This is a genomic window from Bacillus sp. FSL K6-3149, from assembly GCF_038630515.1.
GTDB classification, from domain to species: Bacteria; Bacillota; Bacilli; order Bacillales; family Bacillaceae; genus Bacillus; species Bacillus pumilus.
The window spans coordinates 1,145,430-1,172,082 of sequence record NZ_CP152034.1; the positions used below are offsets into that span (position 1 = coordinate 1,145,430).

At 38.2% G+C, this 26,653-nt stretch carries 38 protein-coding genes and 1 pseudogene; 23 read left to right on the forward strand and 16 right to left on the reverse strand.

The genetic code is table 11. From position 1 onward, the window contains the following. Positions 1-14 precede the first annotated feature (14 nt). The 7 genes from MHB83_RS05995 (at position 15) to MHB83_RS06025 (ending at position 3,540) form a co-directional block, all read left to right on the forward strand. Positions 15-374, forward strand: a complete 360-nt coding sequence (locus tag MHB83_RS05995; RefSeq protein WP_050943441.1) for a hypothetical protein — start codon at positions 15-17, stop codon at positions 372-374. Continuing rightward, the gene (locus MHB83_RS06000) at positions 361-717 is read left to right on the forward strand and encodes a DUF2200 domain-containing protein (protein ID WP_268459827.1); all 357 of its coding nucleotides are present in this window, start codon (positions 361-363) and stop codon (positions 715-717) included. The genes MHB83_RS05995 and MHB83_RS06000 overlap by 14 nt, the downstream gene beginning before the upstream one ends. Before the next feature lie 164 nt (positions 718-881). Beyond that, a complete protein-coding gene (locus tag MHB83_RS06005; protein ID WP_003217265.1) occupies positions 882-1,073 on the forward strand; it encodes a PLD nuclease N-terminal domain-containing protein in 192 nt (63 codons plus the stop codon). Between the two features lie 14 nt (positions 1,074-1,087). Then, a complete protein-coding gene (locus MHB83_RS06010) occupies positions 1,088-2,005 on the forward strand; it encodes an ABC transporter ATP-binding protein (RefSeq protein ID WP_335365068.1) in 918 nt (305 codons plus the stop codon). Next, on the forward strand, positions 2,002-2,766 hold the full coding sequence (locus MHB83_RS06015; protein ID WP_342496718.1) for an ABC transporter permease subunit: 765 nt from the start codon (positions 2,002-2,004) through the stop codon (positions 2,764-2,766). The genes MHB83_RS06010 and MHB83_RS06015 overlap by 4 nt, the downstream gene beginning before the upstream one ends. Before the next feature lie 115 nt (positions 2,767-2,881). Next, positions 2,882-3,274 carry a RidA family protein gene (locus MHB83_RS06020; RefSeq protein ID WP_342496719.1) on the forward strand — a complete coding sequence of 131 codons (393 nt, stop codon included), beginning with the start codon at positions 2,882-2,884 and terminating at the stop codon, positions 3,272-3,274. A gap of 71 nt (positions 3,275-3,345) precedes the next feature. Next, positions 3,346-3,540 (forward strand): hypothetical protein, encoded by a 195-nt coding sequence (locus tag MHB83_RS06025; RefSeq protein WP_253621917.1) that lies wholly within the window; start codon positions 3,346-3,348, stop codon positions 3,538-3,540. Between the two features lie 65 nt (positions 3,541-3,605). Here MHB83_RS06025 and MHB83_RS06030 read toward each other — a convergent pair whose 3' ends face one another. The 5 genes from MHB83_RS06030 to MHB83_RS06050 all read right to left on the reverse strand — a co-directional run bounded on the left by MHB83_RS06030 (position 3,606) and on the right by MHB83_RS06050 (position 7,768). Continuing rightward, entirely contained in the window at positions 3,606-5,126 is a 1,521-nt protein-coding gene (locus MHB83_RS06030; protein WP_253621916.1) for a PH domain-containing protein, read from the reverse strand. Continuing rightward, a complete protein-coding gene (locus tag MHB83_RS06035) occupies positions 5,127-5,648 on the reverse strand; it encodes a PH domain-containing protein (RefSeq protein ID WP_106071702.1) in 522 nt (173 codons plus the stop codon). Positions 5,649-5,716: 68 nt separating this feature from the next. Next, positions 5,717-6,637 carry an ABC transporter ATP-binding protein gene (locus tag MHB83_RS06040; RefSeq protein WP_106071703.1) on the reverse strand — a complete coding sequence of 307 codons (921 nt, stop codon included), beginning with the start codon at positions 6,635-6,637 and terminating at the stop codon, positions 5,717-5,719. Next, the gene (locus tag MHB83_RS06045; RefSeq protein ID WP_050826862.1) at positions 6,637-7,326 is read right to left on the reverse strand and encodes an ABC transporter permease subunit; all 690 of its coding nucleotides are present in this window, start codon (positions 7,324-7,326) and stop codon (positions 6,637-6,639) included. The genes MHB83_RS06040 and MHB83_RS06045 overlap by 1 nt, the downstream gene beginning before the upstream one ends. Positions 7,327-7,339: 13 nt before the next feature. Then, on the reverse strand, positions 7,340-7,768 hold the full coding sequence (locus tag MHB83_RS06050) for a DUF4064 domain-containing protein (protein ID WP_253621915.1): 429 nt from the start codon (positions 7,766-7,768) through the stop codon (positions 7,340-7,342). 190 nt (positions 7,769-7,958) lie between these two features. Between MHB83_RS06050 and MHB83_RS06055 the strand changes: the two genes are divergently transcribed. Both MHB83_RS06055 and MHB83_RS06060 read left to right on the forward strand, forming a co-directional pair. Next, on the forward strand, positions 7,959-8,255 hold the full coding sequence (locus tag MHB83_RS06055; RefSeq protein WP_253621914.1) for a DUF2089 family protein: 297 nt from the start codon (positions 7,959-7,961) through the stop codon (positions 8,253-8,255). Beyond that, positions 8,256-8,549: a hypothetical protein gene (locus MHB83_RS06060; protein ID WP_106071705.1), complete on the forward strand. Its 294-nt coding sequence runs from the start codon at positions 8,256-8,258 to the stop codon at positions 8,547-8,549. Positions 8,550-8,651: 102 nt separating this feature from the next. Here MHB83_RS06060 and MHB83_RS06065 read toward each other — a convergent pair whose 3' ends face one another. From MHB83_RS06065 to MHB83_RS06085, 5 genes are read right to left on the reverse strand one after another with little or no spacing between them, the layout of a single operon-like run. Beyond that, complete coding sequence (locus MHB83_RS06065; RefSeq protein WP_017358895.1) at positions 8,652-8,801, reverse strand: aureocin A53 family class IId bacteriocin; 150 nt, start codon at positions 8,799-8,801, stop codon at positions 8,652-8,654. A 25-nt stretch (positions 8,802-8,826) separates the two neighbouring features. After that, positions 8,827-8,976, reverse strand: a complete 150-nt coding sequence (locus MHB83_RS06070) for an aureocin A53 family class IId bacteriocin (protein WP_253621913.1) — start codon at positions 8,974-8,976, stop codon at positions 8,827-8,829. 43 nt (positions 8,977-9,019) lie between these two features. Next, the gene (locus MHB83_RS06075; RefSeq protein ID WP_035390638.1) at positions 9,020-9,169 is read right to left on the reverse strand and encodes an aureocin A53 family class IId bacteriocin; all 150 of its coding nucleotides are present in this window, start codon (positions 9,167-9,169) and stop codon (positions 9,020-9,022) included. A 35-nt stretch (positions 9,170-9,204) separates the two neighbouring features. Continuing rightward, positions 9,205-9,363 carry an aureocin A53 family class IId bacteriocin gene (locus MHB83_RS06080; protein WP_253621912.1) on the reverse strand — a complete coding sequence of 53 codons (159 nt, stop codon included), beginning with the start codon at positions 9,361-9,363 and terminating at the stop codon, positions 9,205-9,207. A 42-nt stretch (positions 9,364-9,405) separates the two neighbouring features. After that, complete coding sequence (locus MHB83_RS06085) at positions 9,406-9,555, reverse strand: aureocin A53 family class IId bacteriocin (RefSeq protein ID WP_035390638.1); 150 nt, start codon at positions 9,553-9,555, stop codon at positions 9,406-9,408. 382 nt (positions 9,556-9,937) lie between these two features. Between MHB83_RS06085 and MHB83_RS06090 the strand changes: the two genes are divergently transcribed. From MHB83_RS06090 to MHB83_RS06140, 11 genes are all read left to right on the forward strand, one after another. Beyond that, positions 9,938-11,065, forward strand: a complete 1,128-nt coding sequence (locus tag MHB83_RS06090; RefSeq protein WP_065097724.1) for a DUF418 domain-containing protein — start codon at positions 9,938-9,940, stop codon at positions 11,063-11,065. Positions 11,066-11,228: 163 nt separating this feature from the next. After that, on the forward strand, positions 11,229-11,600 hold the full coding sequence (locus tag MHB83_RS06095) for a GntR family transcriptional regulator (RefSeq protein ID WP_137055149.1): 372 nt from the start codon (positions 11,229-11,231) through the stop codon (positions 11,598-11,600). A 5-nt stretch (positions 11,601-11,605) separates the two neighbouring features. Next, positions 11,606-12,481 carry an ABC transporter ATP-binding protein gene (locus MHB83_RS06100; protein WP_310027002.1) on the forward strand — a complete coding sequence of 292 codons (876 nt, stop codon included), beginning with the start codon at positions 11,606-11,608 and terminating at the stop codon, positions 12,479-12,481. After that, on the forward strand, positions 12,465-13,070 hold the full coding sequence (locus MHB83_RS06105) for an ABC-2 transporter permease (protein WP_050943417.1): 606 nt from the start codon (positions 12,465-12,467) through the stop codon (positions 13,068-13,070). Before MHB83_RS06100 ends, MHB83_RS06105 begins: the two co-directional genes overlap by 17 nt. 187 nt (positions 13,071-13,257) lie before the next feature. Next, a complete protein-coding gene (locus tag MHB83_RS06110; protein ID WP_012008754.1) occupies positions 13,258-13,473 on the forward strand; it encodes a helix-turn-helix transcriptional regulator in 216 nt (71 codons plus the stop codon). Next, entirely contained in the window at positions 13,470-13,769 is a 300-nt protein-coding gene (locus MHB83_RS06115) for a hypothetical protein (RefSeq protein ID WP_253621910.1), read from the forward strand. Before MHB83_RS06110 ends, MHB83_RS06115 begins: the two co-directional genes overlap by 4 nt. A gap of 55 nt (positions 13,770-13,824) precedes the next feature. Next, positions 13,825-14,772: an alpha/beta hydrolase gene (locus tag MHB83_RS06120; protein ID WP_342496720.1), complete on the forward strand. Its 948-nt coding sequence runs from the start codon at positions 13,825-13,827 to the stop codon at positions 14,770-14,772. Between the two features lie 183 nt (positions 14,773-14,955). Next, positions 14,956-15,588, forward strand: a complete 633-nt coding sequence (locus tag MHB83_RS06125) for a TetR/AcrR family transcriptional regulator (RefSeq protein WP_340866657.1) — start codon at positions 14,956-14,958, stop codon at positions 15,586-15,588. Between the two features lie 50 nt (positions 15,589-15,638). Continuing rightward, positions 15,639-16,322, forward strand: coding sequence for a bacitracin ABC transporter permease (locus tag MHB83_RS06130; RefSeq protein ID WP_342496721.1), 684 nt, complete (start codon positions 15,639-15,641; stop codon positions 16,320-16,322). A 24-nt stretch (positions 16,323-16,346) separates the two neighbouring features. Further along, positions 16,347-17,105 (forward strand): DUF4097 family beta strand repeat-containing protein, encoded by a 759-nt coding sequence (locus MHB83_RS06135; protein ID WP_253621907.1) that lies wholly within the window; start codon positions 16,347-16,349, stop codon positions 17,103-17,105. Positions 17,106-17,323: 218 nt separating this feature from the next. After that, positions 17,324-18,712, forward strand: coding sequence for an amino acid permease (locus MHB83_RS06140; protein WP_050943405.1), 1,389 nt, complete (start codon positions 17,324-17,326; stop codon positions 18,710-18,712). 39 nt (positions 18,713-18,751) lie between these two features. Here MHB83_RS06140 and MHB83_RS06145 read toward each other — a convergent pair whose 3' ends face one another. The 5 genes and pseudogenes from MHB83_RS06145 to MHB83_RS06165 all read right to left on the reverse strand — a co-directional run. Further along, positions 18,752-19,633 carry a glycerophosphodiester phosphodiesterase gene (locus MHB83_RS06145; protein WP_106032883.1) on the reverse strand — a complete coding sequence of 294 codons (882 nt, stop codon included), beginning with the start codon at positions 19,631-19,633 and terminating at the stop codon, positions 18,752-18,754. Positions 19,634-19,725: 92 nt separating this feature from the next. After that, the gene (glpT, locus tag MHB83_RS06150; RefSeq protein ID WP_050943401.1) at positions 19,726-21,060 is read right to left on the reverse strand and encodes a glycerol-3-phosphate transporter; all 1,335 of its coding nucleotides are present in this window, start codon (positions 21,058-21,060) and stop codon (positions 19,726-19,728) included. 225 nt (positions 21,061-21,285) lie between these two features. Continuing rightward, on the reverse strand, positions 21,286-22,056 hold the full coding sequence (locus MHB83_RS06155; RefSeq protein WP_061406581.1) for a SurA N-terminal domain-containing protein: 771 nt from the start codon (positions 22,054-22,056) through the stop codon (positions 21,286-21,288). 152 nt (positions 22,057-22,208) lie between these two features. Beyond that, complete coding sequence (locus MHB83_RS06160) at positions 22,209-23,696, reverse strand: thioredoxin domain-containing protein (protein ID WP_342496834.1); 1,488 nt, start codon at positions 23,694-23,696, stop codon at positions 22,209-22,211. 132 nt (positions 23,697-23,828) lie between these two features. Next, positions 23,829-24,272 (reverse strand): annotated as a pseudogene (locus tag MHB83_RS06165) (thioredoxin domain-containing protein); the annotation flags it as partial. Positions 24,273-24,724: 452 nt separating this feature from the next. Here MHB83_RS06165 and MHB83_RS06170 point away from each other — a divergent pair. Further along, entirely contained in the window at positions 24,725-24,934 is a 210-nt protein-coding gene (locus MHB83_RS06170; protein WP_050943391.1) for a hypothetical protein, read from the forward strand. 141 nt (positions 24,935-25,075) lie between these two features. Here the strand turns inward: MHB83_RS06170 and MHB83_RS06175 are convergent, their stop codons facing one another. Beyond that, on the reverse strand, positions 25,076-25,582 hold the full coding sequence (locus MHB83_RS06175) for a hypothetical protein (protein WP_253621906.1): 507 nt from the start codon (positions 25,580-25,582) through the stop codon (positions 25,076-25,078). A gap of 191 nt (positions 25,583-25,773) precedes the next feature. Here MHB83_RS06175 and MHB83_RS06180 point away from each other — a divergent pair, with 191 nt between their 5' ends. After that, positions 25,774-26,034, forward strand: coding sequence for a metal-sensitive transcriptional regulator (locus MHB83_RS06180; RefSeq protein ID WP_003217059.1), 261 nt, complete (start codon positions 25,774-25,776; stop codon positions 26,032-26,034). Between the two features lie 123 nt (positions 26,035-26,157). Beyond that, complete coding sequence (locus MHB83_RS06185; RefSeq protein WP_012008766.1) at positions 26,158-26,640, forward strand: DsrE/DsrF/DrsH-like family protein; 483 nt, start codon at positions 26,158-26,160, stop codon at positions 26,638-26,640. Positions 26,641-26,653 lie beyond the last annotated feature (13 nt).

Below are 26,653 nucleotides of genomic sequence, written 5' to 3' on the forward strand. Positions count from 1 at the left end.
AAAGGGGTATTTTTGTGTCTAAAGAACTAATTAAAATGAAAGATAGATTCGATAAGATCGTACATCTTCAAGGGAGCGGAGTCATTATGAGTAAATATTTAAAAAAGGAAAAATGGGGAATTGCTTTTTTCTTCATCGTTTATATCGCATTGTTTATTAGCTCTTATTTGTTGATTGGTGGTCCTGCTACCGTCGAAGGACCGATTTGTGTATTTCTAGGATTCTGTTTCGTTCAATTTCATAAATATAGGTCTTTCAAAAAAGATGCGGGTAATAAAAAGGGAATAGGCATACTAAGAGAGCGGCACGTAGAGAAGGCAATACAGGTTGAATATTTAACAAAGAAAGAGAGAAAAACACATGAACAAACCTAAAATCTATACAATGAGCTTCGCAAAAGTCTATCCTCTCTATATCGCAAAGGTGGAAAGAAAGGGAAAAACGAAGGCTGAAGTCGATACGATTATTTGTTGGTTAACAGGGTACAGTCCAGAAGAGTTACAGGAACAGTTGAACAAACAGATAGACGTTGAAACCTTTTTTTCTGAGGCTCCTGAGCTGCATCATTCCCGCAGTTTAATCAAAGGGGTCATCTGTGGTGTTCGGGTGGAGGATATTGAGGAAGAAACCATGAAAAACATTCGTTATCTGGATAAGCTAATTGATGAATTAGCGAAAGGAAAGAAGATGGAAAAGATTTTGCGAGGTTCATCATAAACATCTATAACACGTAAGCCCAGTGAAGGTGCCTTCACTGGGCTTTTTTATATTTATAGACCATTCGACCAATAAAAATAAAATCCATTTGAACGAATTCCCTCTTGATGTCGTCATAAGAAGTGATATCAAAACAAATTGGCGTTTGAAAAGGGAGTGGCGTGATGGACATGAAGATGATTTTACCTCTCATTTTGCTGCAAGCGATTTTAATGGTGATTGGTTTGTTTGATTTGCTGAAAAGAGATCCATCGAGAATCAGGGGAGAAGTGAAGTGGGTTTGGGCTTTGGTGATTGTGTTTGTGGCGAGTGCCGGTCCTATTGCGTATTTCATTTTTGGCCGTAAACAATCTTAAAAGGGGGAATTCGGTTGAATATGCTGGAGTGTCATGGGCTGACGAAATCGTATGGCCCGAATGAAGTTTTAAAAAATGTTTCGTTTTCTGTTGGGGAGGTTGGATGTGTCGGCTTTTTAGGAGCCAATGGAGCGGGGAAGACAACGACGATTCGGATTTTGACGGGGCTTGCTCGTCCTACGTCTGGAGTTGTGAAGGTGGCGGGTATGGATGTGACAAAGGACATGGATGACATTAGTCATGTGATTGGCTATTGTCCGCAACAGCCTGCATTTTATCAGGATATGACGGGGCAGGAGTGGATGCATTGGGTTGGCGGGTTATTTCAATTAGAGAAAAACATCATTCGCTCCAAAACAGAGGAGCTGTTGAAGCTTTGCCGCATATATGAGGCGAAGGATCGTGCCATTGGCAGCTATAGCGGAGGGATGAAGCAAAGGCTCGCCATTGCACAAGCGCTCATCAACAGCCCGAAGGTTCTTATTCTAGATGAGCCTGTGTCTGCACTTGATCCAATGGGAAGGAAAGATGTCCTGACTTTGATTGAGCGTCTGAAACAAGAGATGCTGATCTTTATGTCGACCCATATTTTAGATGATATTGAACGTGTGGCGGATCATATTATCATGATCAACAGCGGCGAAATTGAGATGTCCTCTTCGATGAAACAAATCAAAGAAGACTATATTCAGCCAGTGATTGAATTTCAATTAGAACAACAGAATACGAAACTAGTGGCTTTGTTAAAAGAACGGGATTGGGTGGAGGAATGCATGGAGATAGGAAACGCTTATCAGGTGCGAGTCAAAGATCAGCAAACAGCATTGAAGGAGCTGCCGGGGCTCATCACTGAAACTGGCGGTGTTCTTCTCCAATATCGACTATCTAAGCTGACGCTTGAAGATATTTTCATGAAGGTTGTGACGGCATGATGATGTTGAAAAAGGAATTTAGGGAGTTATTCACTAGTTATAAAATCTTATTTGTACCGATCATTTTTACGATTTTAATGATTACACAGCCTATTACGCTCAAAATGCTGCCGGATCTTTTGTCGAAATCAGCGAATCTACCTGAAGGATCCACATTTTATATACCAGAGCCTAGCGCTGGTGAGGCTTTAGCCAGTGCATTGAGTAAATTTGATTCGCTTGGCGTTTTTATTCTCATTATGATCGTGATGGGGACGATTGCTGGAGAGCGTGCCTCTGGGGTGACGGCGATGATTATGGTGAAACCGATCAGTCGAATGAGTTATTATGTCTCAAAAATATGTGCCTATGCTTGTTTAACTTTGTTTAGTTTGGTAGTGGCAGTGCTTGCTTCCGTTTATTATGTGGACATCCAATTTGGGCATCTGGATTGGGTCAATGTCGTAAAAGGAACACTTCTTTATTATCCCAATTTATTGCTGATTGTCGTGTCGACCATTTGTGCTTCGGCATTCTTTACGCGTTCCGTCACAGCTGGCGGTGTATCGCTTTTGATCAACCTTATTCTATTTACCGTTCCTTCATTTTATGAGGATACATTAGGGAAGTTTGCGCCTAAAGGCGTGACAAGTGCGGCCGAGGAGATGATTCATAGAGGGACTTATTCGGATCAGGCACTTACAAGTTTTCTAGGTGTATCGGTATTGATTGGTTTCTTTTTTCTCATCGGATGGTTTCTTTTTAGAAAACAAGAATTATAGCAGGCGGTTGCGATTGTTTCTTCAGGTTTACTATGAGCATAAAAATCTGAATACCGTTGAAAGTTTGATATGATGATAAAAATTTACTGTATTTTCAGAAAAGGGGTTTTTATCAATGAGAACATCACGTAATCCTGAGACCATTCACCCGCCAGTTGCACCATATACTCATCAAATAGAAACAACAGGACCACAGCGGTGGTTAACCCTATCAGGTCAAGTAGGGATGGAGGTGGATGGAACAATTCCAGAGAGCCCATTGGAACAGCTCGAACTAGCGTTAGAGAATGTAAAACGAAATGTAGAAGCGGCAGATATGAAAGTAGAAGATATAACGAAGCTTGTGTTTTATTTAGTAGGCGAATTTGATGCCGAGAGTAGAAAACGAATCATGGGTCAGTTTTTAGGGGATCATTTGCCTTGTATGACGATGATTTATGTAGTGGCTTTGGCATCCCCAGCTTTAAAGGTAGAGGTGGATGCGTGGGCGTGCTGTGATATGGATTGATGAAAGGATTGTTTATATCGATTGAATATGCTAAAAATTGTATAATAGAGTTTTAAAAAAGAGGTGGTTTTTTGTTTCAATCAAATCAAAAATTGAAAAAAAGTGTGGTCTTTTATGCAGGTGTTGGAGCTGTTTTGCTAATTCTCATGATGCTGAAATGGCTGCCAATTTCTGCCGACTGGGAGTTGCCATTGATTTTGTTTGGATTGGGGATTTTGTTTTATGTGAAGCGTGTGCTATGGAAGGAAGAAAAAGGTAAGGGCTAAAATGTTTAGCCCTTTTTTACGTAATCAAAGTTTCAACTTAAGTCAGTGCCTGAATTAGATTTAAATTATGTTGGTTTCTGAACAGTAAATAGATCCAATGAATGATCATTAGGTATGTTGATAGAAGTTTGTTCTGCTATTCCTTTTGAATACCAATCATAATAATTTTCGGCTATTTCTTTTGGTAAATCATGCATGATAGTTGTTTTTGTTGGTTTTGCTCTGTTAACTATTTTAATTGAAGCCAACCCTAATTTCCTTTGGATAAGTGTCTCTGAGATTATTAATCTTTCTATATTATATTTGTGTGTTATGAGAAGTCTATCTGTAAGGCCGCCTTTTTTTATTTGCAAATAATGATCATTACAACTGTAGGAGCTGTACAAACTGCTAAACAATTGAATGAGTAAAAATACAACACTTATGAATATTGAAATATACCATAAGTCATTTCTGAAAAATAAAAGAAGAGCTGGCGTTAAACACCAAAATATGACTGATCTAAATAATTTAGGTATGATAGAATACAATGGTATTCTCTTCATATTGGTCTCTAGTCTAATGCTAGGAAAGATATCTGAAATTAATTTATTTGCCAAATTTTTATTTATAAAAGGAAATAATATATTTGGTGATTTTACATTTTCGTCATTAACTTCAGTCGAACTGATGATTTTTACTTTCACAATAGAAAGTAATTTTTGTATAAAACTGCTAGTGAAGTATAACGCTTCAATCTTTTCTTTTGGGATAGAGAAGTCAGTAATATTCAATTTACCTTTTTCGATGTACAGTCTAGTTTTGTCCGAAGATAATTTAAATCCTCCATATTGCAAGTATGTCTTTAAAATTCCATATAGAATAGACAACATAATAAGTAAAAAAACACTCAGAATAATTGTCATTGGAGAGGATTTTACAAATGAAATCAAACTATCTATATACTTTTCTAAAGACAAAAATTGATTGATTTCTGAGTAAGCAGAATAGAGAAGAAGTAGAAAGAAAAGTAATCTTAAAGATGTAAGGGAAGCAATAAATATCTCCTTCATTTGGATTTCATAATGAAGTTTCTGAGCACTTTGTTGTATAGGTTCTTCAAATTCACTTTCTACATTAGCATTGATACTGCCTTTTTCCGTAAGGTGCTTTTTTATGCTCAAAGCTTCTGAAGTTGTAATCATATGTAATTTTACTACGTGGTCATTATTGCTTGATCCTACATCAATTAACAAAGAGGTAAGGTCAAAAAAACGATGGAAAAAAGTAGATGTTTGATTCACACCTTGAATACTGTTAATTGGAAAATGTCTTTTTACAGTAATGAACCTACCCTTTTCTAAATATAACTCCTCTTCGCTTAGGTCATAACCAAAATGTTTCCACTCTAATAATATAGTAATGACCTTGTAAATTACAAAAATAACAATAATTAAAAAACCTAATTTAGAGAATATTGATATGGAAGAAAAACCGAATAATACTGATAAAAAAATACAGAAGAAGATGAAACCTTTAATCGATTTTAATAATTCAAATAGCATCCATAATGGATGTAATCTTTTTAGGCGACTATTAGTTTCCATTTATAGAGAGCTTTCCTTTCTAATCTCATTCTTTTTGGTTTGATTATCAGTAATATGCGCTATATAATCACGAATATCTGAAGCTTCTTTTTCTGGAATGCAAGGTATTTCATGTACATAGCCAATCGTACCAATCTTAATAGAAGATAATTCATATTTTTTTAATAAGGGACCCTGATAAGTATCTACAAAATATACTTTATTCATAGGAATTATTAGGTGTTTCCTTCTGAAAATTCCTCCATGCTTTAATTGAATCATATTTATATCTATTTCATAACGCCAAGTTTTTTGTTTGTAAATAGGGACTAACATGAGTTCTACAATGGCTGATATAATTAAAATACCCATGAGGCTATAAATAAGCCAAACAATCCATTCTGACCAACTATAATAGTTGTGTAGAACTAAAAGGACAGCTAAAACGCTAATTGATATAATAAAATTTATAAAGTCAACTATCCGCCAAACCTTAATCGCATCTTTAGAAATTTTTTTTGAGGGCTCCTTCAATTGATACAAATATAATCCTCCTTATCCTTTGTAGATTTAGTACCACTTGGATACTAAATCTACTTTTTATAGGATTCTTAATTATTATCTCCAATATTAAGAAATATTTCTTCTAATGATGGCTCATCGACTTCTATTCTAAATACATCAATGTTTTTAGAAATAAAAAGCTTGTTGATTAATGGTATAGATGATTCATCTTCAATGGTTATTTGGGATGATAGTTCACTGATTTCACTTTTTATAGAAATACTCTTAAGGTCTACTGTTAATGACTCAATCTGTGCAATTGAAGCAACACTATGCTTTATATAAACGGTCATATTCTTTTTGTATGCTGTTCTTAACTCTTTCATACTTCCTTTAATTTGAATGACACCTTTGTTCATAATAGCAACTTCATCACATAATTTCTCAACTTCATCTAAATTGTGTGAGGTTAGAAATACGGTAGTACCGTTTGTGGCGATTTCTTTAATAATAGAATGGATATTTAATACTGAATTTGCATCAACCCCTGAAGTCGGTTCATCTAAAAAAATTAAATCAGGTTTATTTAATAATGCTTGGGCGATCCCTAGTTTTTTTTTCATTCCAAATGAAAAATTTTTAGTCTTTAACTTAGCTGCATCTTTTAACTCAACTTTATCTAGAAGTTCAATTAAATCTTCTTGTTTTAAATCTAATTTCAATATTTGACTAAAGTATTTCAAATGATCTAGTGCGGTCATGTTTTCATAGAATGTAGAATAGTCAGGGAGAACCCCTATTTTACCCCAGATTGATTTTTGTTGATTCTTTTTATAGCCCAATACTTCATAAAGTCCTTCAGTTGGTTCAATTATACCTGTAATCATATTTATAAATGTTGATTTGCCGGCACCGTTCTTCCCTAGAAAACCAAATATTGTGCCTTTATCGATTGATAAGTTCATTTTATCAACAACAATTTTATTTCCATATCTCTTTGTTAGATTGGTCGTTTTGAGTGCATACACTATAAATCCCTCTTTCTAAAAAGCATTAAACTTACGATTAAAAATAAAATTGGGAAAAGGATGACTATATATGTAAAAGCAGTCTGCTCTTGAGTGAAATAATAATAGGGTGTGATATAACTAATCATTTTAATGATAATATTATTTGATCCAATGCTAATCATACCGATAACAGGTAAAATAATCGACAATGTAATACCTAGAAACATTGTAATAGAAGGGTTTGAAATGATAGTGGATAGTAATAGAGTTAACCCTAAGAAGTAAGAAATAAACACAATACATTGTATTAATTCTAGAAAATAAAAAGTGTTTGAAAACGGGATAATTAATATTAAGGAAATAGTTAAACATACAATCCAAAAAAGAAGATTACCTAAAAACTTTCCTAATAATATGTTATTTCTAGATGTTTTCGTCACTAAAAATCGAACAGTACGAGAGTATACCTCTTTATTGATTACATTATGGGCTAGACTGGTGACAAATAGTGGGGCAGCAATGAAAAGTAATACCATTAATCCACCCACATATGCATTATCACCTAGACCTAAAGATTTTAATTGGTCACTAAATTGGCTAAGGATTTTTGCCGTACCGGTTGTAATTCCAATTAGGACAATAATAATTAGGATAGAGCGTATACTTTTAAACAGTGCTTTGAATTCATTCAAACCAATTGCAAACATAGTTTCACCTCTTTTAGAATGACTGATCTGTCCCGTTTCTTGCTTTTTTATCTTTCACAATTATAGTAATTCCAGCAATTAGATACGCAATGCCGCCAAGTATGCCTAAAAAGATTGTTAATAAGGAGCCTAAAATAGAGGTAGTTATTAATAGAATACCGGCAGAGCGTGCTCTGTTTTTTAATAATATTAATGAAAAAATTCCTGCTAGTATGCTCAATATCGTTATTGCGATCATATATAAAGAACCATTGGCAAGGATGTTAATTACTTGTTCCGGTGTGATATCTTGTACGTTTTCTTCATCGATAAAGTCTTGGATTAGTTTGTTAGTATCATTGTTATTTTTTGTTCCTTCATAAAACATAAAGCTCCCAAAAAGTAAGGCTGTGAATAAAATAACACCTATAATAGTAAAAGTCTTTTCTAAAGTACGTTTCATGCTTAACCTCCACAAAATACAATTTATTGGTTAAATAACCTAAACTTACAATAACATATTTTGGATAGGTTTTTCCACATAAATTTTAAAAAAGTTTAGAAAAAATAAACATTATTCATTTTTTTATTCATTTTTTGGTTACATTTATTCTTTCTGTGTTATAATAATAAAAAAGCGGGGTGGCTGATATATGGAGCAAGATATTCCAACATGGATTTTATCTGTAGATTCTGAGGACAGAGAATTTATAAGAAAATTTATACTTAGTTCAGGTTCATTAAAACAAATGGCAAAAGATTATGATGTTTCTTATCCAACAGTTAGAACCCGATTAGACAGAATCATTCAATTGATTAGATTAAATGAAACTCTAGAGCAAGAAACTCTAGTTAAATATGTAAAGAAACTCGCGATTGAGGAAAAAATTAGTTTAGAAGTTGCCAAAAACATTATTGAAAAATATAAAGCAGAAAGGGATGGAGATTAAATGAATGAATTAATGTATTTTATTTTAGTAGTTGTCGTTTTTGCAGTTCAGTATTTCCTTTCAACAAGAAACAACCTTATTTGGGGAGCTTTAATCCCGATCGTCTTTATCGCTGGAATGTCATGGTTTTATTTCGAAAATAAAGTAAGTAATAACATAGGTTTTCTTATTATCGCGCTAGTTGGATTAGCTCTTTTAATTGAAGAGTGGAACCGCGGTCGTAGAATGCTCCACAAAAAAAGGGTCAAAGAAATTGAAAAGATGAAAACACAAGACATCACTATAAAAAAATAATCACAAAAATTATGATTTTTAGGTTTTAAATGTTTGATTTTTGGCTATAATAAAACAATAGGGATAGAGTGTTTACACTATCCCTATTGGGCTAACGAACAACTAGCCATTGATGATGCTGTCAATTTTATCGCTGATCCATTGGAACGTTGCACCGTTCTTGATCCAGTTGATAACAGTTGATTTGTTAGCCCAAGCCCATTTAGCAGCTTTAGTACCAAGTTGAGCAACAAGTCTTAAGAAAGCTACCATTATTTATTTCACCTCCTGAATTCGTTTAGCCTGCTAAAGCTCGGATAATTTGGTTTGAAATCCATTTAAAAGAAAAGCCTTGTCCTATCCATTCAAGTACCTTTTTTTTGTTAGCCCAAGCCCAAATCGCCTGTTTAGCTGTAAGTTTAGAAACAAGTTGTAAGAAAGTTGCCATTCTTTTCACCTCCACCAAACTACTTTGAAAGATAATCTCAGAATTAGCCGTTGATGATGCTGTCAATTTTATCACTGATCCATTGGAACGTTGCACCGTTCTTGATCCAGTTGATAACAGTTGATTTGTTGTCCCAAGCCCATTTAGCAGCTTTAGTACCAAGCTGAGCAACAAGTCTTAAGAAAGCTACCATTATTTCACCCCCCAAATTCGATTAGAAGCACAAATTCATTTTAATTTTCCTGCTATTGCTAGGGCAATTTGTCTTTCAATCCATTTGAAAGAAAAACCTTGATTCATCCATTCAATTACCATTCCTTTATTAGCCCAAGCCCAAAGAGCTTTTTTACCAGTAAGTTCAGCAACAAGTTGTAAAAAACCTATCATTATTTCACCTCCACCAAACTACTTTAAAAGATAATCTCAGAATTAGCCGTTGATGATGCTGTCAATTTTATCACTGATCCATTGGAACGTTGCACCGTTCTTGATCCAGTTGATAACAGTTGATTTGTTGTCCCAAGCCCATTTAGCTGCTTTAGTACCAAGCTGAGCAACAAGTCTTAAGAAAGCTACCATTCTTTTCACCTCCTGCTAATTTATGTATTAAATATTAAATCAAAATAAGACTAAATACAACAATATTTTCATATTTTTTCATATTTTACATTAAATTGAAGATAATGAACTATATTTTTTTGGTTTTTTATTGAATCACATCTCCATATAGTAAATAAGTCTTTGTTTTGTGAAAGGGAAGTATATTGGTTAAATGATGTATAAATTAAGTTAACTTTTAAGAGTATGTTTATTTCACTAGTCTAACTTATCTCCAGTGAATAATTAATGTTAAGGATAACTTTAGGTAGTTTATAACTTTTGAGGATTATATAACTTTTTTTACATATATGAGTTATTATATTGTATGGTTGTATTTATCTTGTCCGAAGGAGCTGTCGTGTTGAAGGGATCTAGGGTTGAGTTGATTGATAGTTTACGTGGTTTTAGTTTATTAGGTATTTTGATCGTGAATATGCTTAATTTTCAATATGATTATGATTTTGAGAAAATGTTTGATTCGAGCTTTTGGGGGCAGGAATTTGGCGTTTATGTAACGGAAATTTTGTTCCAGGGGTCGTTTTATCCGATTTTCTCCTTTTTGTTTGGGTATTCTTTTATCAAGCTGATTGAATCTACGAAAGCTAAGGGACTAAATACGAATGCCATTGTCGTCCGCCGTGGTTTTGGTCTGATTGTGCTTGGAATGCTGCATTACATCTTTATTTGGAATGGTGACATTCTTCTTTATTATGGAGCTTGTATGCTTTTCTTGATGATGTTTATGAGCAGCCGGATCAAAACAATGCTGATTTGGTCGGGTGTGTTAGGTGCATTGTCATTAGTCGTTTCGCCATACATGATGAAACTTGTTCATGGGACTGATGAATTATTAACCGATGTGTATGCGAAGGGTGATTATGCTGATATTTTGCTCAGCCGGATTACGGTTGAAGACGATATGATGATTGTGACCATTATTTTGGCGATCGTGAGCATTACGCTTATGCCGATACTAGGGTTTCTTTTCGGTACGATGACAGTGGGGCCGTTTGCATTGCTAGGTATGGTGATTGGTAAACGAGGACATCTCACGGAAGAAGATCGAGGGATGGCTTATCGCAAAGGCTGGGTCTGGGTCATTGTCGTCGGCCTTGCACTAAAATGTGCGACGTTCATTGATGCGCCTTGGAGTGAATTCGTTATGGTTCTCGGTGGATATGTGCTGGCGATCGGGTATATTCAAGCGTTTATTGTTTTTTACTATTCGAAGGCAGCCGAAGGCCTCAAACGTTTGCTTGCAGGGCTTGGCCGTTTGTCCCTATCAAATTATTTGGCGCAGTCTATCATTTGTACAACGATTTTCTATTCTTATGGACTTGGTCTATTTGGACAGATGGGGTCAATGTTTGGACTGCTGCTGGCTGTCGGACTTTATACAGCACAGCTGTTCATCAGCTATCTCTATTTGAAAAAATGGAGAAGAGGTCCGGTGGAGTGGATGATGGGAAAATGGGTGTATTGGAGATAAATGTTTTGGGGGAAGGCCGCATAGCTGAAGAGCTGTGCGGTTTTTTTAGTTGAATTGCAATCAAAAAATGGTTGATTATTCTCCTAGTGTGTATATAATGTATATATAGTGTATATACAATATTTCATTCCAAACACCAGTACAGAAAAAAAGAGGTTTTTATATGCAAATTACGATTTCAAACCACTCTAAGGAGCCCATCTATGAGCAAATTACGAATCAAATCAAATCGATGATTTTAACGAGTGAGTTGGCGGAAGGCGCGGCGCTGCCGTCTATTCGAAAGCTGGCGAAGGATTTACAAATCAGCGTCATTACAACAAAGCGAGCATATGAAGAGTTAGAGAAGGCAGGATTTATTTATTCGATTGTCGGTAAGGGATCATTTGTTGCGGAGCAAAACCTAGAGGTCATGAGAGAGAAAAAATTGAAGGTGATTGAGGAACAGCTTGGAGCGGTTGTCACAAACGGCAAGGAATTAGGCTTATCTTTTGATGAATTGCAGCAGTTATTAAAGTTCTTGTATGAGGAGTGAGATGAGTGGAGCATGTGATTGAATTTAAAGGAGTATCAAAACGATTCAAGGACTTTTCTGTTCAGAATCTTGATTTACAGGTCAAAAAAGGCTTTGTTACTGGGTTTATTGGAGAAAATGGCGCTGGTAAGTCGACGACGATTAAAATGATTATGAATTTGTTAAAACCAGATTCGGGTGAGGTTAAAATTTTCGGTTTAGATTATCGCACCCATGAAAAAGAGATTAAGGAACGAATCGGCTTTGTTTACGATGCTAACGTTTTTTTCCCAGGATTGAATTTAAAAGACATTAAACGAATTGTGGCACCTGCCTATAAACGCTGGGATGACCAGCTTTTTTATCAATATATTGAACAGTTTGGTCTACCGCTGAATAAAGCGATCAAAACATTTTCAAAAGGGATGCAAATGAAGGCGTCACTTGCGATTGCGCTGTCGCATCATGCAGAGCTGATTATCATGGATGAACCAACTGCTGGGTTGGATCCGGTCTTTAGAAGAGAGCTGCTCGGCACGTTACAAGAATTGCTGATTGATGGAAATCGAACGATTTTTTTCTCGACGCATATGACGACTGATTTAGATCGCATCGCGGATTATATAGCGTTTATACAAAATGGAAGATTGGTCTTTCAACAGTCGATTCATGAGGTAGCGGAGAATTATGCGCTTGTGAAGGGGAGCCTGGATTTGTTGGATCGAGACACAGAAAAGGCGTTTATCCATATGCAGCGTACGGCAGCCGGATTTGAAGCATTAACAGATCGGATTGATGAGGTGAAACTTATTTTTGGGGATGCTGTTGTGATTGAACCGGCGTCGCTTGAGGATATCATGTTTTATTTGAAAGGCGGGGTTGCGCATGTTTCATTTAATTAAGCGTGATGTGATTTTGCAAAAGAAGCAGTTACTTATTTTTATTCCGTTTATCTTGTTTTTTATTTTCATGGATGTCCATCCAGTATTAACGTTTCTAGTCGCTAGTGTCTTCATTCCATTTAACACATATGCTTATGATGAAATGGCAGAAACGAATATTCTCTTAAATTCTTTGCCTTATACACGGAATGAAATTATTGCAGCCCGTTATCTTGGTGCCGTTTTTTATATGGTCATTGCGATCGGGCTGACAAGTGCTGCTTTCTTTAGTTTTGGGAAGCTGTTTTCGATAACGGATATTGCTCTTGGCAGCGGGTTGTTTTTATTGTTTGCGGCGTGTACGTTTCCATTATTTTATATCTTAAAGCCTGGTTATATCACAACGGTAGTGCTCATTGGCTTTATCCTATTATCTACTATGGGACCGCCTGTTTTTCTCTATTTAGCAGAGCAATTCAGTGGGATCACTGATTTTATCATGAATTTATCGATCCCGATTGTATATACGGGGTCAACTGTGCTGATTATGCTCATCTACTTGCTGTCTTGGGGGCTTTCTACTGCGATTTACCAGAGGAAAGTGTTTTAAATCAGATGATCACATCATTTATAGAGAATCATTCATTTTGAGGTAGGCCTTTCAAAATGGATGATTCTTTTTTTTTGCATCCGGTGAAATTGACATACAGAAGAAAAGAGGTTATTGTTAATTAACATAATGTTAATTATTTTTAACATATTGTTAAATAAATCATCCTTTAAGAAAGGAATTTGAAATGGAAATTAAAAATAGAATTAAGGTATTACGGGCAGAAAGAGACTGGACACAAAAGGATTTGGCAGAGAAGTTAGGTGTGACTCGTCAAACTGTGGCAGCGATTGAAAATGGTAAATATTCTTTGTCTTTAAAATTAGCCTTTCAAATTGCTAGGACATTTGAAGTTGATTTGTATGACGTATTTCAAGAGGTCGACAAGGAGGAACAACAATGATAACGACGATCATTCTTTATTCTTTGATTATCCTTTCTATTTTAAGCACGGTCTTTCAATTTAAGAAAAACCGTGAATATAAACATGATGAACGAGGTCAATTTATTTTAGCGAAAGCAGGAAGTTTTTCCATTATAGGTGTGGCTTTAGCATATATATTGGTTGCTGTCGTTCAATCTTTGGTCCATCAATTCTCATCTCCAACAGAGTGGTTTTATATAGCGATTACTTTTATGTATGTATCAAGTGTTTGCGCAAATACAATCGGCATCATCTATTGTGAAAGAAAATATTAATTTTCATCGATGGATGTAAGCTAGAGTTCTTCATCATGAAGGGAAGAGAAAACCAATGAAAAAAATATTGAGAATCATGCTGATCTCCATAGTCACCATTATCACGGTCGTGGTTGTTTTTCTAGCTACTGTTTATTTTGTAAACCTCATTAGTAATGAACGGGAGAAGGGGAAAATAGAAGCTTATGGTCAAAAGGTCATGGTGGATGGGAAGCAAATGAATGTGCTCATTCAAGGCGATGGGAAAGAAACGATTGTACTTCTGCCAGGCTATGGAACTGCTTCGCCAGTGCTAGATTTTAAGCCGCTAGTAGATGAATTATCACCTTATTATAGAGTCGTAGTGATTGAACCATTTGGATATGGTTTAAGTGACGATACAGATAAAGTACGGACAAGTCAAAACATTGTGGATGAGATTCATGAATGTTTGCAAAAGCTCCACATTAATAAATATACGTTGATGGGTCATTCGATCTCTGGCATTTATGGATTAGAATATGTGAATCAATATGAGAAAGAAGTCCAAGCTTTTGTTGGAATTGATAGTAGTTTTCCTAAGCAGGAGGATGCAGATGAATTGCCAGTCTCCAGCTTACAGCTGCTTCATCAATCCGGCTTTTACAGATTGATAGTGAAAATGAATCCAGATCAATTGGTGATGCCTAAAGTAGATGATCAAACGAAAGCTCAAATTAAAATGCTGACCTTCCGAAATTTCATGGATGAAAGCCAAGCTAGTGAGGCAGATAACTTTAGAAACAATTTTAAAAATGCTCAACGATTACATTTCCCTAAGAATCTCCCCGTTGTTTTCTATCTAGCGGATCAAACGGAGAAAGAAACACCAAGCTGGAAACCAATGCATGAAGATCTACTGAAAAATATAGATCACGGAAAAGTAGTTACTTTCAAAGGCGGCCATTATTTGCATCATACGAAATCAAAGGAAATTGCAGCTGATTTTAGAGAGTTTCTATCTAACAACGAGAGTCATCGTTAGTAATATACCATCCCGGCATCATCTAGTGACCCAAGTTAAAAAAAGAGACCGTGTGAGCGGTCTTTTTTTATATAAAGAACCTATATTGACAGTTTATCATGAAGTAGATTAAAATACATACCAACGGTCGGTATGTAAAAGGAGGCGTTTTATTTGGCCAGAAATAAATATCCAGAAAAGACAATCCAGCAAATTTTAGATGTGTCGACGAAGCTGTTTCAGGAAAAAGGATTCGAAAAGACGAGTTTGCAGGATATTATTCATGAATTGAACATGTCTAAAGGGGCTATTTATCATCATTTCAAATCGAAGGAAGAAATATTACGTGCCGTGATGGAGAGGCAATTTCGTCATGCGACTGAGAAGCTTGAAGATCTGATTAAGCATACAGAAGCAGCGCATGCAAAAGAGAAGCTGCAGCGTATTTTAGAGCAGCTAGTGGCAGATCCAAAATCTCATTCGATTGATGGGATCTTGGTTGACCAGATCAAAAACCCGCAATTTGTGGTTGAAGGGATGAAGGCAGGAGTCAATCAGGATGCGCTTAAAATCAAACAGCTGATTCTTGAAGGAATTGATGATGGTTCGATGACAACTGCATTTCCTGGTGAAGTGGCAGAAGTGTTTATGCTTCTCGTGAATATATGGCTGAACCCAACGTTATTTGCTCGTGATGAGCAGGAAACTAGTCAGCGTTTACTGTTTTTACAACAGATGATGAAAGGTCTCGGAGTGGATGTGGTGAGTGATCTATTTATTCAAAAGGTCACAGCGCATTATGCTGGGATTGGTGGATATGATCAGCCTGGAACCTAAATGGCCAGAAAAGAGTCAAAAGCAAAATTCATTTCATAGGAGGATCCCTTATGCTTCACTTCGTAAAACTTGAGCTAAGAAAAAGTCATATGAAACATTATATTCAAGCTAGTATGATTATCAGTATTGTACTGCTGGTGTTTATTTATTTTGTCGCGTTTGTTGCACAGGTTGAACAGGAAATAGGTTTTCAGCAATATCCGAATATTTATTTGTTGACCAGTATAGTATGGATGATCTTTTTTTCGATCGTCACAGCCATGATGTATTGTCGAGTAATAGTGACTGCATTGAAAGAACATGAATCTCATTCATTAAGTATGAAGTCATCCCTCCTTTCGAGAATGGTTTGGATGCTTTGCTTTTCTACAATTGTCATGCTGTGTAGTATCATTCCGTCATTTGTTGTGTTTAGTGTCACTGAAACATTCTTCCCTATTGTTCAAGATGCGCTGACAGCGGATGTGATGCTCACTGTGATCAAAACGTACCTAGTGTTTACTTGCTGTATCAATGGTATTGGCATGATTGCGATGAGAGTGGGGGTAATGAAAAGGTCTACTTTCATGACCATACTGACTGCGATTGTTCTATGTGCTGTTTTAGGAAACGTATTAATCGCTGTTTATGGAAATGATCAAATGAATGTCATTTTGTCAGGAGTCATGATGATAGCGGTCCTCATTGTGATCTTGGAGTTATGGGGCCGCATGACCCGGTTTCAAGCGAGATAAGCGAGTATACAAGGAGGGAGACATATGGAGCATACGATTCAAATTGAAGAATCGGTCGTAGAATTATCATTGGATTGGCTGCTCGGAGAGGTGTGTATTCAACACCATGATCATCCTTATCTCATCATTCGTCAAACGACCAATCAAGTGTTTCCAAAGCGTTATTTGATGCATCATCAGGTAAAAGATGGACGACTGTTCATTCAAGATAGAAGAAAAAAAATACTCAGCTTTGGGCTTCAACTTTATAAAACTGATGTCGCTATTTTTCTCCCTAAACAACAATTACAGTCCATTTCCATTCGTTGTAAAGGAGCAAATCTTCAGGCAGAGAGATTGAAGGTGGAAAATGCCTCTTGTCATTTAACGTCTGGAAAAGCAATGCTATCAGGTGAAATCAAGCATCTCCATTTAGAGACAGTAGGTGGGCTTATTTCTAGTCGGCAACTGACCGCAAAAAGATTATTACTGCACGCAACATCGTCAAAAGTTGAGTTGTTGGGTGCCTTTTCTGACGTTGATCTGCATGTAACAGGTAGAAGGATGCAGATTCATTCTACAAACATGCTAAATTCACTTAAATCTACATCAACTGGAGCAAATGTTAAAGTGACGATACCGGAAAATGATGGGTTTACTTGTTATGTAAAGAAAAGATCCGGTGCTTTCCGGAATGACTTTTCTTGTCATCGAGAGAAGGACAAAATGGTGCATAAAAATGGACTGCGATCCTTTGAGGTTGATATAAGAGGCGGTCAGTTTTTATTACGTCATCAGCTTTGAAATGACTTTCATCCCTTGATTCAATATATCAATATAAAACAATTTGAGCATCTCTTTATGTCGGAATATTTTGATAATAGTGTTTCTCTCAAAAAAACAATTGTTTTTTAAGGGTAGATTTATTATGATAATATACATCGAAAGATTGATGTTTCTCAATCAGAATGAACATTCTGATTTTTATTTTTTATGTTGTTTGTTGATGAGGGGGAAGAAAAGTGGCTCAAAAGGAATTAAAGAGAGGGTTAAGTGCCCGCCATATTCAAATGATCGCACTTGGCGGCACGATCGGTGTTGGCTTATTTATGGGGTCAGCCAAGGCCATTCAATGGACAGGTCCATCGGTTCTTCTCGCGTACGCAGTATGTGGTATCTTTATCTTTTTTATTATGCGTGCGATGGGAGAAATGTTGTACGTTGAACCGAGTACAGGTTCATTTGCTACATTTGGTCATCAATATATTCATCCGCTTGCGGGGTATATGACAGCTTGGAGTAACTGGTTCCAGTGGGTCATTGTTGGGATGTCGGAAATTATTGCCGTAGGCGCTTATATGAAATATTGGTTTCCAGACCTTCCAGCGTGGATTCCAGGATTAATTGCGATGATTATTTTGGGAGCGGCCAACTTGATTTCGGTTAAATCGTTCGGTGAGTTCGAATTTTGGTTTGCAATGATCAAGATTGTGACGATTATTTTAATGATCATTGCAGGTCTAGGCATTATTTTCTTTGGATTTGGAAATGGCGGGACGCCTATTGGCTTGTCTAATCTGTGGGCGCACGGCGGGTTCTTTACAGGTGGATTTACCGGATTCTTGTTTGCGTTGTCGCTCGTCATTGCTGCCTATCAGGGTGTAGAGCTGATTGGGATTACAGCAGGTGAAGCACAAAATCCAGAAAAGACGCTGACCAATGCCATCAAAAGTATCATCTGGCGTATTTTGATTTTCTATATCGGTGCGATCTTTGTCATTGTGACAGTGTATCCTTGGGATCAGCTGAATACCCTTGGCAGTCCATTTGTGGCGACGTTTGCGAAAGTTGGGATTACAGCAGCCGCTGGTATTATTAACTTTGTCGTCATTACAGCAGCGATGTCCGGCTGTAATAGTGGGATTTTCAGTGCGGGACGTATGCTTTATACATTAGGTGTGAATGGGCAGGCGCCTGCTTTCTTCACCAAAATTTCGAAGAATGGTGTGCCGTATTTTGGGACATTCGCTGTGCTGATTGGTCTAGCGGTAGGAGTTGTCCTCAATTATGTTGCGCCACCAAACATTTTCGTCTATGTGTATAGTGCGAGTGTACTTCCTGGTATGGTGCCATGGTTTGTGATTTTGATTAGTCATATCGGCTTTAGAAAGGCGAAAGGATCTGCGCTTGATCAGCATCCATTCAAAATGCCGCTAGCGCCGTTTTCTAATTATCTTACAATCGGTTTCTTACTAATGGTGCTTGTATTTATGCTCATTAATCAGGATACGCGTATTTCTCTGATTGTGGCAATTGGGTTCTTAATTGTAGTAGCGCTTAGCTTTTATGTCTTTGGGATCGGGAAACGGAAGCCGATCGAAACAGCTTCTTCTGATCAAACGGTAAAATAATCAAAGGCCTTGCGGGATGGACCGCAAGGCTTTTTTTGTTTAGAGTGAAGCTTTTACACGGTTAAAGACATCTGGAAAGTTGGTGAAAAGACCGGTGACGCCGTATTGCAGTAAACGGGTCATGTCGGCTTCATTGTTGACCGTATATGGGTGGAGGAGGAGTCCGTGGCTTCTGACCTGTTGTACGTTTTCAAGTGTCAATGCTCTGAAATTCGGTCCGACACCCACTGCATAAGATTTGATGAAATCGAGCTGATCATCTGTGATGGACGTCATTTGGGTTCTGTCTAAAAGCTGTACTTTTGGAAGGCGTGGAGCTAATGTCTGTAGCTTTAGCAGGCTGTCTTGACTAAAGGATTGGATAATGACCTGCCCTTTTCTTGTGTGTTTCCCGAGGAGGTGATGTTTTTTTAGGGTCGCTAATAGCTTTTCTTCCATTTGCGGATAGATGTCTGGTTTTTTTGTTTCAATATAATAATTTTCTCGTTTGCCGAAATAGCGCAGCACTTCATCTAATGTGAGGACTCGCTGTCCGATATAGTTGGCATTTTGTCTGTCGGGATTGACTTCATTAAACCAAGTACCGGCATCAAGCTGTTTGATTTCGGCAAGTGTGAGGTCTTTGACCCAGCCTGTTCCGTTTGTGGTGCGGTCAACGGTTTCATCGTGCATGACGATGAGATGTCCATCCTTTGTCATTTGAAGGTCGAGTTCGAGGTAATCCGCATTCATCTTTGTGGCGAGTTTGTAAGAAGCCAGGGTATGCTCTGGTGCATACCCTGATGCTCCGCGATGTGCAACGGTTAGAATACGATCTGGAGATAAAAGATGTTCATGTGCCGATACGGTGGCCGGCACCCACGCAATAGACAGTAAAGCAAAAGAGAGCAACACGAAAGCAAGTAATCTACTTTTCTTCATATTTTATCCTCCTTTAACGGTAACTGTCTTCATCATAAGAAATAGATGTAAAGGGCATGTTGGGTGGATATGAATCTTTTATATGATTTTCATTAAGCTTGCTCTACGCGCTTCCCTGTATTCCATGTCATCGCTAGGAAGACAATCGCAAGCACACAAGAACCAACCAATAAAATGAAGCCTCCTGTCCAGTCGTAATGATCCACGACGACGCCCATCATCGCATTGGCGAAGGCAGAGCCGCCAATATAGCCGAAGAAGCCTGTGAGTCCAGCCGCAGTGCCAGCCGCTTTTTTCGGAGCGAGGTCAATGGCTTGAAGTCCAATGAGCATGACAGGTCCGTAAATTAAAAAGCCGATGCTGATGAGGGCGATGTTATCGACCATTGGATTGCCAGCAGGGTTTAACCAGTAAACAAGCACCGCAATTAACACCCCAGCCATAAAGAGGACGCCTGCTGGTGCACGGCGACTTCTAAAGAAGCGGTCACTGATCCAGCCGCACAATAATGTGCCAGGAATGCCTGCATATTCATAAAGAAAATATGACCAGCGCGAATGCTCTGGTGAAAAGCCCTTTGCTTCTGTTAAGTAGGTCGGCGCCCAGTCCACGACACCGTAACGGACGAAGTACACAAAGACGTTGGCAATGGCGATATACCAAAGGAATTTATTGTTGAGTACATACTTAAATAAAATCTCTTTCACTGTTAATTCTTTTTCTTGATCTTCATACTGCTGTGCCGGATAGTCATTGCGATATTCCTCAATTGGCGGAAGACCAGCGGATTGCGGGGTATCCCGGACGAGAAGAATGATCACGAAGGAGACGATAATAGCAATGATGGCAGGGAAGAAAAAGATACTTTTCCACGTCGCAAACAGCACGATCCCTAAGGTGATGAGCGGTGCAAGAATTCCCCCGCCAATATTGTGAGCGACGTTCCAAATGGACATTTTCGTTCCACGTTCACTAACCGAAAACCAATGCGCCATCGTCCGTCCGCATGGCGGCCATCCCATGCCCTGGAACCAGCCGTTTAAAAACATGAATAAGAACATGATCCATACACTTGACGTCACCCATGGAAATGAGACAAATAGGATATTGATAAGGGCTGATAGAAAGAGTCCGGTGGCTAAAAAGTATCTTGGGTTACAGCGGTCTGAGATCATCCCCATGATGAATTTACTAAAGCCATAGGCGATAGAGACAGCTGCGAGTACAAAGCCTAATTCACTTTTCGTGAACCCTTCTTCCTGTAGATAAGGAATAGCAAAAGCGAAATTTTTTCGTAGCAAATAGTAGCCCGCATACCCGATAAAGATGCCTAAAAAGACTTGCAGCCGCAGCCGCTTATACGTCTCATCTGTCTTGGCATCATCGAGCCTGTCGATATGCGGAGCGGGTTTAAACCATTTGAACATAAAGATCCTCCTCTTGTCGTTGTCCGATTGACTGAAGCAAAAGTACGAGATCAGCGTTTGATCTTGTACTTTTTAAGAGACAAAAGAATTGATAACGCTTTCTTTTGTACTCCCATCATATCGGATGGAAGAGACGTTTATGATGAGGCTTTTGTCATTATTTTGGAAAAATAGTTCATCAAGTAACGAAAAAAAATCCGCACAATGGCGGATTTTTCTTAGCTGTTACAGAGACACATTAATTTTCGCAGATTTCTTTAGTTTTTCAATTTCTTTTTGTACTTCTTTCTGCTTTTCTTGGGATTCTAGCTGTTTTTTAATTTGTGATTTAACCTCTTTGTACTCTGGTGCTTTTTGCTTTTGTTTTTTCATTTCATCTGCGTATTGATCATAGTACGCTTTAACATCCTTTTCAGAGACGGAGGCTGATTTGATTTCTTTGTCGACATACTGGCTGTATTTGATGCTGTCGGCAATGTCACTTTTCAGCTGATCCATTGTGAGTCCGCTTTTCTTAAGGGCTTCTTCAAATTGAGCGTTGTCTTTGAATTGTTTCTTTTCTTCTTTTAGCTGTTTATCTACCTGCTTGTCAGAGGCTTTGATGCCTTTCTTCTCAGCATCTTGCAGGATAAGCTCTTGACCTACGAGCGCATCAATGGTTTGTTTCTTAACTGCTTTTGCGCCTTCTTTAGATGTTGGGTCTTGCCCAGATTGCTGAAGCTGTCCTTGAATGGTTGATAGAGCGCTATTATATTCATTACCTGTGATTTTGTCTTGGTTGACGGTCGCAACGACCTTTTGATCATCGATTTTTTGTGCGTCTAATTTCTTTTGCATCTCTTCCATTTGCTTTTGCTGTTCTTTTTGGTCAGCCTGTGTTGTTTCCTTGTTTTTAGCTGAGTCGTTTTGCTTATCTTGTTTGGCATCGTTTGACGAGCAGGCTGCAAGCCCAACAGATAACAAACAAGCGATGAGTGTGTATGATACCTTTTTCATCATTTTCTCTCCCTTCGGTATGAGAACATCTAGTGCGCATTCTAACCGTTTTTTAGGAAAAATAAAACCGTACAGACAATTTGTTAGCGGATTGACATGTTTTTTATCTGTTTGTCCTCATTTTGTCTTCTCATAGTCATCTTATGACAGACTCAATCGCGGAATAATTGTTCCATCGCTTCGTCGATATTGGTGATTGGCTGGCGGCAGCTGTAGTTTTCACAAATATACACGGTGGTTTTGCCATCGATCGTTTTGTAATCTTTTGTAAAGGGCGCGAGTTTTGCTAATTCCTCCCCTGTTTCGGCAGTCAATATGATATCAAAGGGCATGAATCGTTTTTGAAGCGCCTGTAAAAGCTGTTCTTTTTGAGGGTCGCCGTTTTTCCCGAGAATGATGATTTCTCTTTTCGTTGCATATTGACCGAGGAGCCCTTGCAGAAACGCTGTGTGCCCGCTTGGATAGGAAGAGACATCGACATAAAAGGCTTTGAACATTTGCTCTAATGTGTCCAGCCAGTCCTGACGTCCGGTCAGTCTGCTTAGCATGAGAAGCTGCTTGAGTGCGGTGCTGTTGCCAGAAGGCATGGCGCCGTCGTATACTTCTTTTTCTCGAACGATGAGCGCTTCCGCATCTGATCCTGAGAAGAAAAAGCCCCCTTTTTCCTTATCCCAAAACAGCTCAAACATGTTCTCGGCAATGGCTGTCGCTTTTTCCAGCCATTCTAATTCAAAGGTCGCTTCGTATAAAGACATATACGCTTTTAGCATATGCGCATAATCCTCGATAAAGCCGAGATGCTTTACGTCTCCTTCTCTATAGCGGACCATGAGCCGCTCATGTTGGACGAGGTGTGTTTCTAGAAAAGACATCGCCTGTTTCGCCATACCGATCGCTTCCTCTGCACCAAATACCCTTCCTGCTTTGGCGAGCGCAGAGGCCATCAGTGCATTCCATGATGTGAGCACCTTGTCATCGACAAGCGGTGCAGGTCGCTGCTGTCTGACAGATTGTAAAATGTGCCGGGCTTCTTGCAGCTTAGACTGTAGCGTATGGTCATCAATCGAAAAAGAGGCTTTAATGTCATCAAAAGAGGTTGAAATGGTATGAGGGATGTTCGCCCCTTCAAAGTTCCCCTCTTCTGTGATGTGATAGACAGCGCAGAATAATGCGCCGAGATCCTCGCCTAAATGAGTCATGATCTCATCTTTTGACCAAACGTAATATTGTCCTTCTTTCCCCTCAGAATCTGCATCTATCGCTGAATAAAAGGAGCCGCCCGGATTCATCATATCTCGCTTGATAAAGTGGATCAGGCGGTGGACAAGCTTTTTATATTCAGGTTGTTGAGTGAGCTGATACGCTTCTGTGTAGGCTTCCATCAGCAAGGCGTTATCATACAGCATTTTTTCAAAATGAGGCACAAGCCATTTTTCGTCTGTTGAATAACGAGAAAAGCCTGAACCGACATGGTCGTATATACCGCCATTTGCCATTCCATCTAACGTTTTCGTGACTGCATATAGCGCATTCTCCTGCCCAGTCCATTCATAATAGCGCATCAAGAATGAAAGCATATGAGGTGCAGGAAATTTTGGCGCAGAGCCGAATCCGCCGTGCAGCGTATCAAAGCTGCTCATGAGCTGATAATAGGCTTTGTGGATCGCCTCTTGGGTGAGCGTATTTTCCGTCTGCCCTGCTGCTTTGATCCGCAGATTATTTGTCGCCTTCTCTGCCAATGATTCGATATGATCGCGATCGTTATGGTACGCATCCAGCAATTGTGTCAGTGCCTCGATGAAGCCAGGACGCCCGTAAGCACTTCTCTTTGGAAAGTACGTCCCCGCATAAAAAGGCTTTTGATCAGGCGTGACAAACACGTTGAGCGGCCAGCCGCCTTGCCCCGTCATCATCTGACAAACAGACATATACATCGAGTCGATATCTGGACGCTCCTCACGATCGACTTTGATTGAAATGAAATGCTCATTTAAGATGTCAGCAACTTGCTGATCTTCGAAGCTTTCGTGTGCCATGACATGGCACCAGTGACAAGTGGCATAACCGATGCTGACAAGCACTGGTTTATTTTCACGCTTGGCTTTGTTGAATGCTTCTTGCCCCCACGGGTACCAGTGAACTGGGTTGTGGGCGTGCTGAAGGAGGTATGGTGATTTTTCAGTGATGAGTGGGTTGGGTGCTTGGTTGTTTGGCATGGGTCACCTGCTTTTTCATCATTAGTTTAATTTCATCTTAAATTTCTTAAGGAGTAGAGACTAAGTCATTATTTAAGTGTATCATTTTGTTAAAATATAGGTTATTTTTATATTTGGAAACTGAATAAACATCCTACAATTTTAAAATTCGAAGGAGTTCTAATGTCTAAAAAAATAATGAGACGGTTATCACTTCTATGCTTTGTAATAGGTGTTCTACTATGGAGCCCAAATTTGATATTTGGATATGGAAGTGGATTATGGTTATTGAATTATCTATTAGGTCCAGTTGGTATTATATTAAGTATTTATAGTAGAAATTATCTTTATACGTTTTTAAACTTACTCACCACATTTAGCTTCTTTATCTTCATGTTTCTTGGGTATCACTGATTTAAAACGTGACGTCAATTCACCTATCTAATACTAAATAATAAGAATGGAGAGATAAAATGGACTATGTTTATCAGAAAAAGGAAAAGAAAAACGGTAATTGTGTCATATCCGTTCGAGATAGATGGGAGAATTCAATTATTGAATTTGAAAAAAAGCAACATCACATTGATATAGTGGTTAATTACCGTAATGATAAAACAACGAAGTATTCAATACCAATAGAGATTTTTGAAAAAGTTTACGATGATCTGCAAAGAGGTAATTGAGGGGATTTTGGTTCCTTCAACTACCTGTTACAATTATATTCGCTTTTCTATTAATAACTTCAAATGATCTTTGCTTAACCAAGGTTACGCTTCTACAATCTCTAATAACACAGCATTTTGATGTAACTTGTCAATTCTCCTCTACTTCTTCACCAGTACATATTGTAGGTTTTCTAATTCAAACATATCAATCAGTTCATCGATCCCTTTAAAATTGATGTGTTTTCCAAACCGTTTTTTGCTTAGGTCAATTTCTACATCCAATTGATCATCCTTTTCTTTCGTTTCGAGTTCATTTAGACAAGAATAGATTTCGATGGTTTCTCCTGTTGACAGCTCTTTTTCAATGAATTGAAAAAGTGCACGAAGAGAATGAATGATGTCCAATTCATAAACAAAAGGATGCGTGAATTTGTTTCTTACCATTTCATAGACAGGATCTAAATAATCAATGTGAATGCCTTCGAAATCCTCTTCTGTTTCGAATACTTCTATCAAAGGATCTTCTTTTTGATAAGTTTTTGGCTTTATTTGTTTTTTATCAAACGTCCTGATATTGAGTTCAGAGAGTCGTTTATAGGTAGACTTTTGACCAAAGGTACCGAGCGGCAGCTCTTTATGAGCACCAATATAGTGATGTAAAGTCATATGTGTATCCTCTTTTCTTCAACTAATTTCTCGTTCAATGATTACTTCTTTTTATCAATAATTGGGGGAATGTGCAATTCTTTTCACATACGATCTATCCTTTCCCTATAAAAAGAAGGGCAAGTCGTTTGACTAAATACCTCTTAGGGTATACTATCTGTCATAGAAAGAATAGAAAGGAGTCCTTATTCATGGAGTATAATCAGCAGATGAAGAATCGTCTTCGCCGGATTGAAGGGCAGATTAAAGGGGTTCTTGCGATGATGGAGCAAGGCAAGGATTGCCGCGAGGTGGTCACGCAGCTGTCTGCATCACGTAATGCCATTGATCGGGCAATGGGTGTGATTGTGAGTACAAACCTTGAGCAATGTGTTCGTGAAAGTCTTGAACAAGGCAAAGATACGGAAGGTCTTGTGAAAGAGGCAGTTGAGCTATTGGTGAAAAGCCGGTAAGAAATTCCTCAGCCTTTGGAGGTTGACGGATTTTTTTACTTGATGTAATATACCCTTACTGGTATATGTATATATTTTTTATTTTTATATACCCCCATAGGTAATTGTTGAAGGAGGAGCAGAATGGAAGAACAGAAAAAACGCACGACGATTGTGTTATTCAGTGGAGATTATGATAAAGCGATGGCAGCTTACATTATTGCCAATGGTGCAGCAGCTTATGATCATGAGGTGACCATTTTCCATACGTTTTGGGGACTGAATGCCTTGCGTAAGGATGAGATGGTACCGATGAAAAAAGGATTTTTAGAAAAAATGTTCGGCAAGATGATGCCGCGCGGGGCTGATCGCATGGGGATTTCCAAGATGAATTTTGCGGGAATGGGACCGAAAATGATTAAGCATGTGATCAAAAAGCACAATGCCATGACCTTGCCGCAGCTCATTGAGATGGCGAAGGAGCAGGATATTAACCTCGTGGCATGTACAATGACGATGGATCTTTTAGGATTACAGGAGAAAGAATTATTAGATGACATTCAATATGCTGGTGTAGCGGCATATTTAGCAGAGGCTGAAATTGGACGTGTGAATTTATTTATCTAGTGAGGTGAAGCAG

Coding starts and splice junctions, on each gene's coding strand:
- MHB83_RS06000 (WP_268459827.1), top strand. CDS start 361: ATGAACAAACCTAAAATCTATACAATGAGCTTCGCAAAAGTCTATCCT.
- MHB83_RS06005 (WP_003217265.1), top strand. CDS start 882: ATGGACATGAAGATGATTTTACCTCTCATTTTGCTGCAAGCGATTTTA.
- MHB83_RS06015 (WP_342496718.1), top strand. CDS start 2,002: ATGATGATGTTGAAAAAGGAATTTAGGGAGTTATTCACTAGTTATAAA.
- MHB83_RS06020 (WP_342496719.1), top strand. CDS start 2,882: ATGAGAACATCACGTAATCCTGAGACCATTCACCCGCCAGTTGCACCA.
- MHB83_RS06030 (WP_253621916.1), bottom strand. CDS start 5,126: ATGGAAACTAATAGTCGCCTAAAAAGATTACATCCATTATGGATGCTA.
- MHB83_RS06045 (WP_050826862.1), bottom strand. CDS start 7,326: ATGTTTGCAATTGGTTTGAATGAATTCAAAGCACTGTTTAAAAGTATA.
- MHB83_RS06050 (WP_253621915.1), bottom strand. CDS start 7,768: ATGAAACGTACTTTAGAAAAGACTTTTACTATTATAGGTGTTATTTTA.
- MHB83_RS06055 (WP_253621914.1), top strand. CDS start 7,959: ATGGAGCAAGATATTCCAACATGGATTTTATCTGTAGATTCTGAGGAC.
- MHB83_RS06060 (WP_106071705.1), top strand. CDS start 8,256: ATGAATGAATTAATGTATTTTATTTTAGTAGTTGTCGTTTTTGCAGTT.
- MHB83_RS06065 (WP_017358895.1), bottom strand. CDS start 8,801: ATGGTAGCTTTCTTAAGACTTGTTGCTCAACTTGGTACTAAAGCTGCT.
- MHB83_RS06070 (WP_253621913.1), bottom strand. CDS start 8,976: ATGGCAACTTTCTTACAACTTGTTTCTAAACTTACAGCTAAACAGGCG.
- MHB83_RS06075 (WP_035390638.1), bottom strand. CDS start 9,169: ATGGTAGCTTTCTTAAGACTTGTTGCTCAGCTTGGTACTAAAGCTGCT.
- MHB83_RS06080 (WP_253621912.1), bottom strand. CDS start 9,363: ATGATAGGTTTTTTACAACTTGTTGCTGAACTTACTGGTAAAAAAGCT.
- MHB83_RS06085 (WP_035390638.1), bottom strand. CDS start 9,555: ATGGTAGCTTTCTTAAGACTTGTTGCTCAGCTTGGTACTAAAGCAGCT.
- MHB83_RS06095 (WP_137055149.1), top strand. CDS start 11,229: ATGCAAATTACGATTTCAAACCACTCTAAGGAGCCCATCTATGAGCAA.
- MHB83_RS06105 (WP_050943417.1), top strand. CDS start 12,465: ATGTTTCATTTAATTAAGCGTGATGTGATTTTGCAAAAGAAGCAGTTA.
- MHB83_RS06110 (WP_012008754.1), top strand. CDS start 13,258: ATGGAAATTAAAAATAGAATTAAGGTATTACGGGCAGAAAGAGACTGG.
- MHB83_RS06115 (WP_253621910.1), top strand. CDS start 13,470: ATGATAACGACGATCATTCTTTATTCTTTGATTATCCTTTCTATTTTA.
- MHB83_RS06120 (WP_342496720.1), top strand. CDS start 13,825: ATGAAAAAAATATTGAGAATCATGCTGATCTCCATAGTCACCATTATC.
- MHB83_RS06130 (WP_342496721.1), top strand. CDS start 15,639: ATGCTTCACTTCGTAAAACTTGAGCTAAGAAAAAGTCATATGAAACAT.
- MHB83_RS06135 (WP_253621907.1), top strand. CDS start 16,347: ATGGAGCATACGATTCAAATTGAAGAATCGGTCGTAGAATTATCATTG.
- MHB83_RS06145 (WP_106032883.1), bottom strand. CDS start 19,633: ATGAAGAAAAGTAGATTACTTGCTTTCGTGTTGCTCTCTTTTGCTTTA.
- glpT (WP_050943401.1), bottom strand. CDS start 21,060: ATGTTCAAATGGTTTAAACCCGCTCCGCATATCGACAGGCTCGATGAT.
- MHB83_RS06155 (WP_061406581.1), bottom strand. CDS start 22,056: ATGAAAAAGGTATCATACACACTCATCGCTTGTTTGTTATCTGTTGGG.
- MHB83_RS06160 (WP_342496834.1), bottom strand. CDS start 23,696: ATGAGCAGCTTTGATACGCTGCACGGCGGATTCGGCTCTGCGCCAAAA.
- MHB83_RS06170 (WP_050943391.1), top strand. CDS start 24,725: ATGGACTATGTTTATCAGAAAAAGGAAAAGAAAAACGGTAATTGTGTC.
- MHB83_RS06175 (WP_253621906.1), bottom strand. CDS start 25,582: ATGACTTTACATCACTATATTGGTGCTCATAAAGAGCTGCCGCTCGGT.
- MHB83_RS06180 (WP_003217059.1), top strand. CDS start 25,774: ATGGAGTATAATCAGCAGATGAAGAATCGTCTTCGCCGGATTGAAGGG.
- MHB83_RS06185 (WP_012008766.1), top strand. CDS start 26,158: ATGGAAGAACAGAAAAAACGCACGACGATTGTGTTATTCAGTGGAGAT.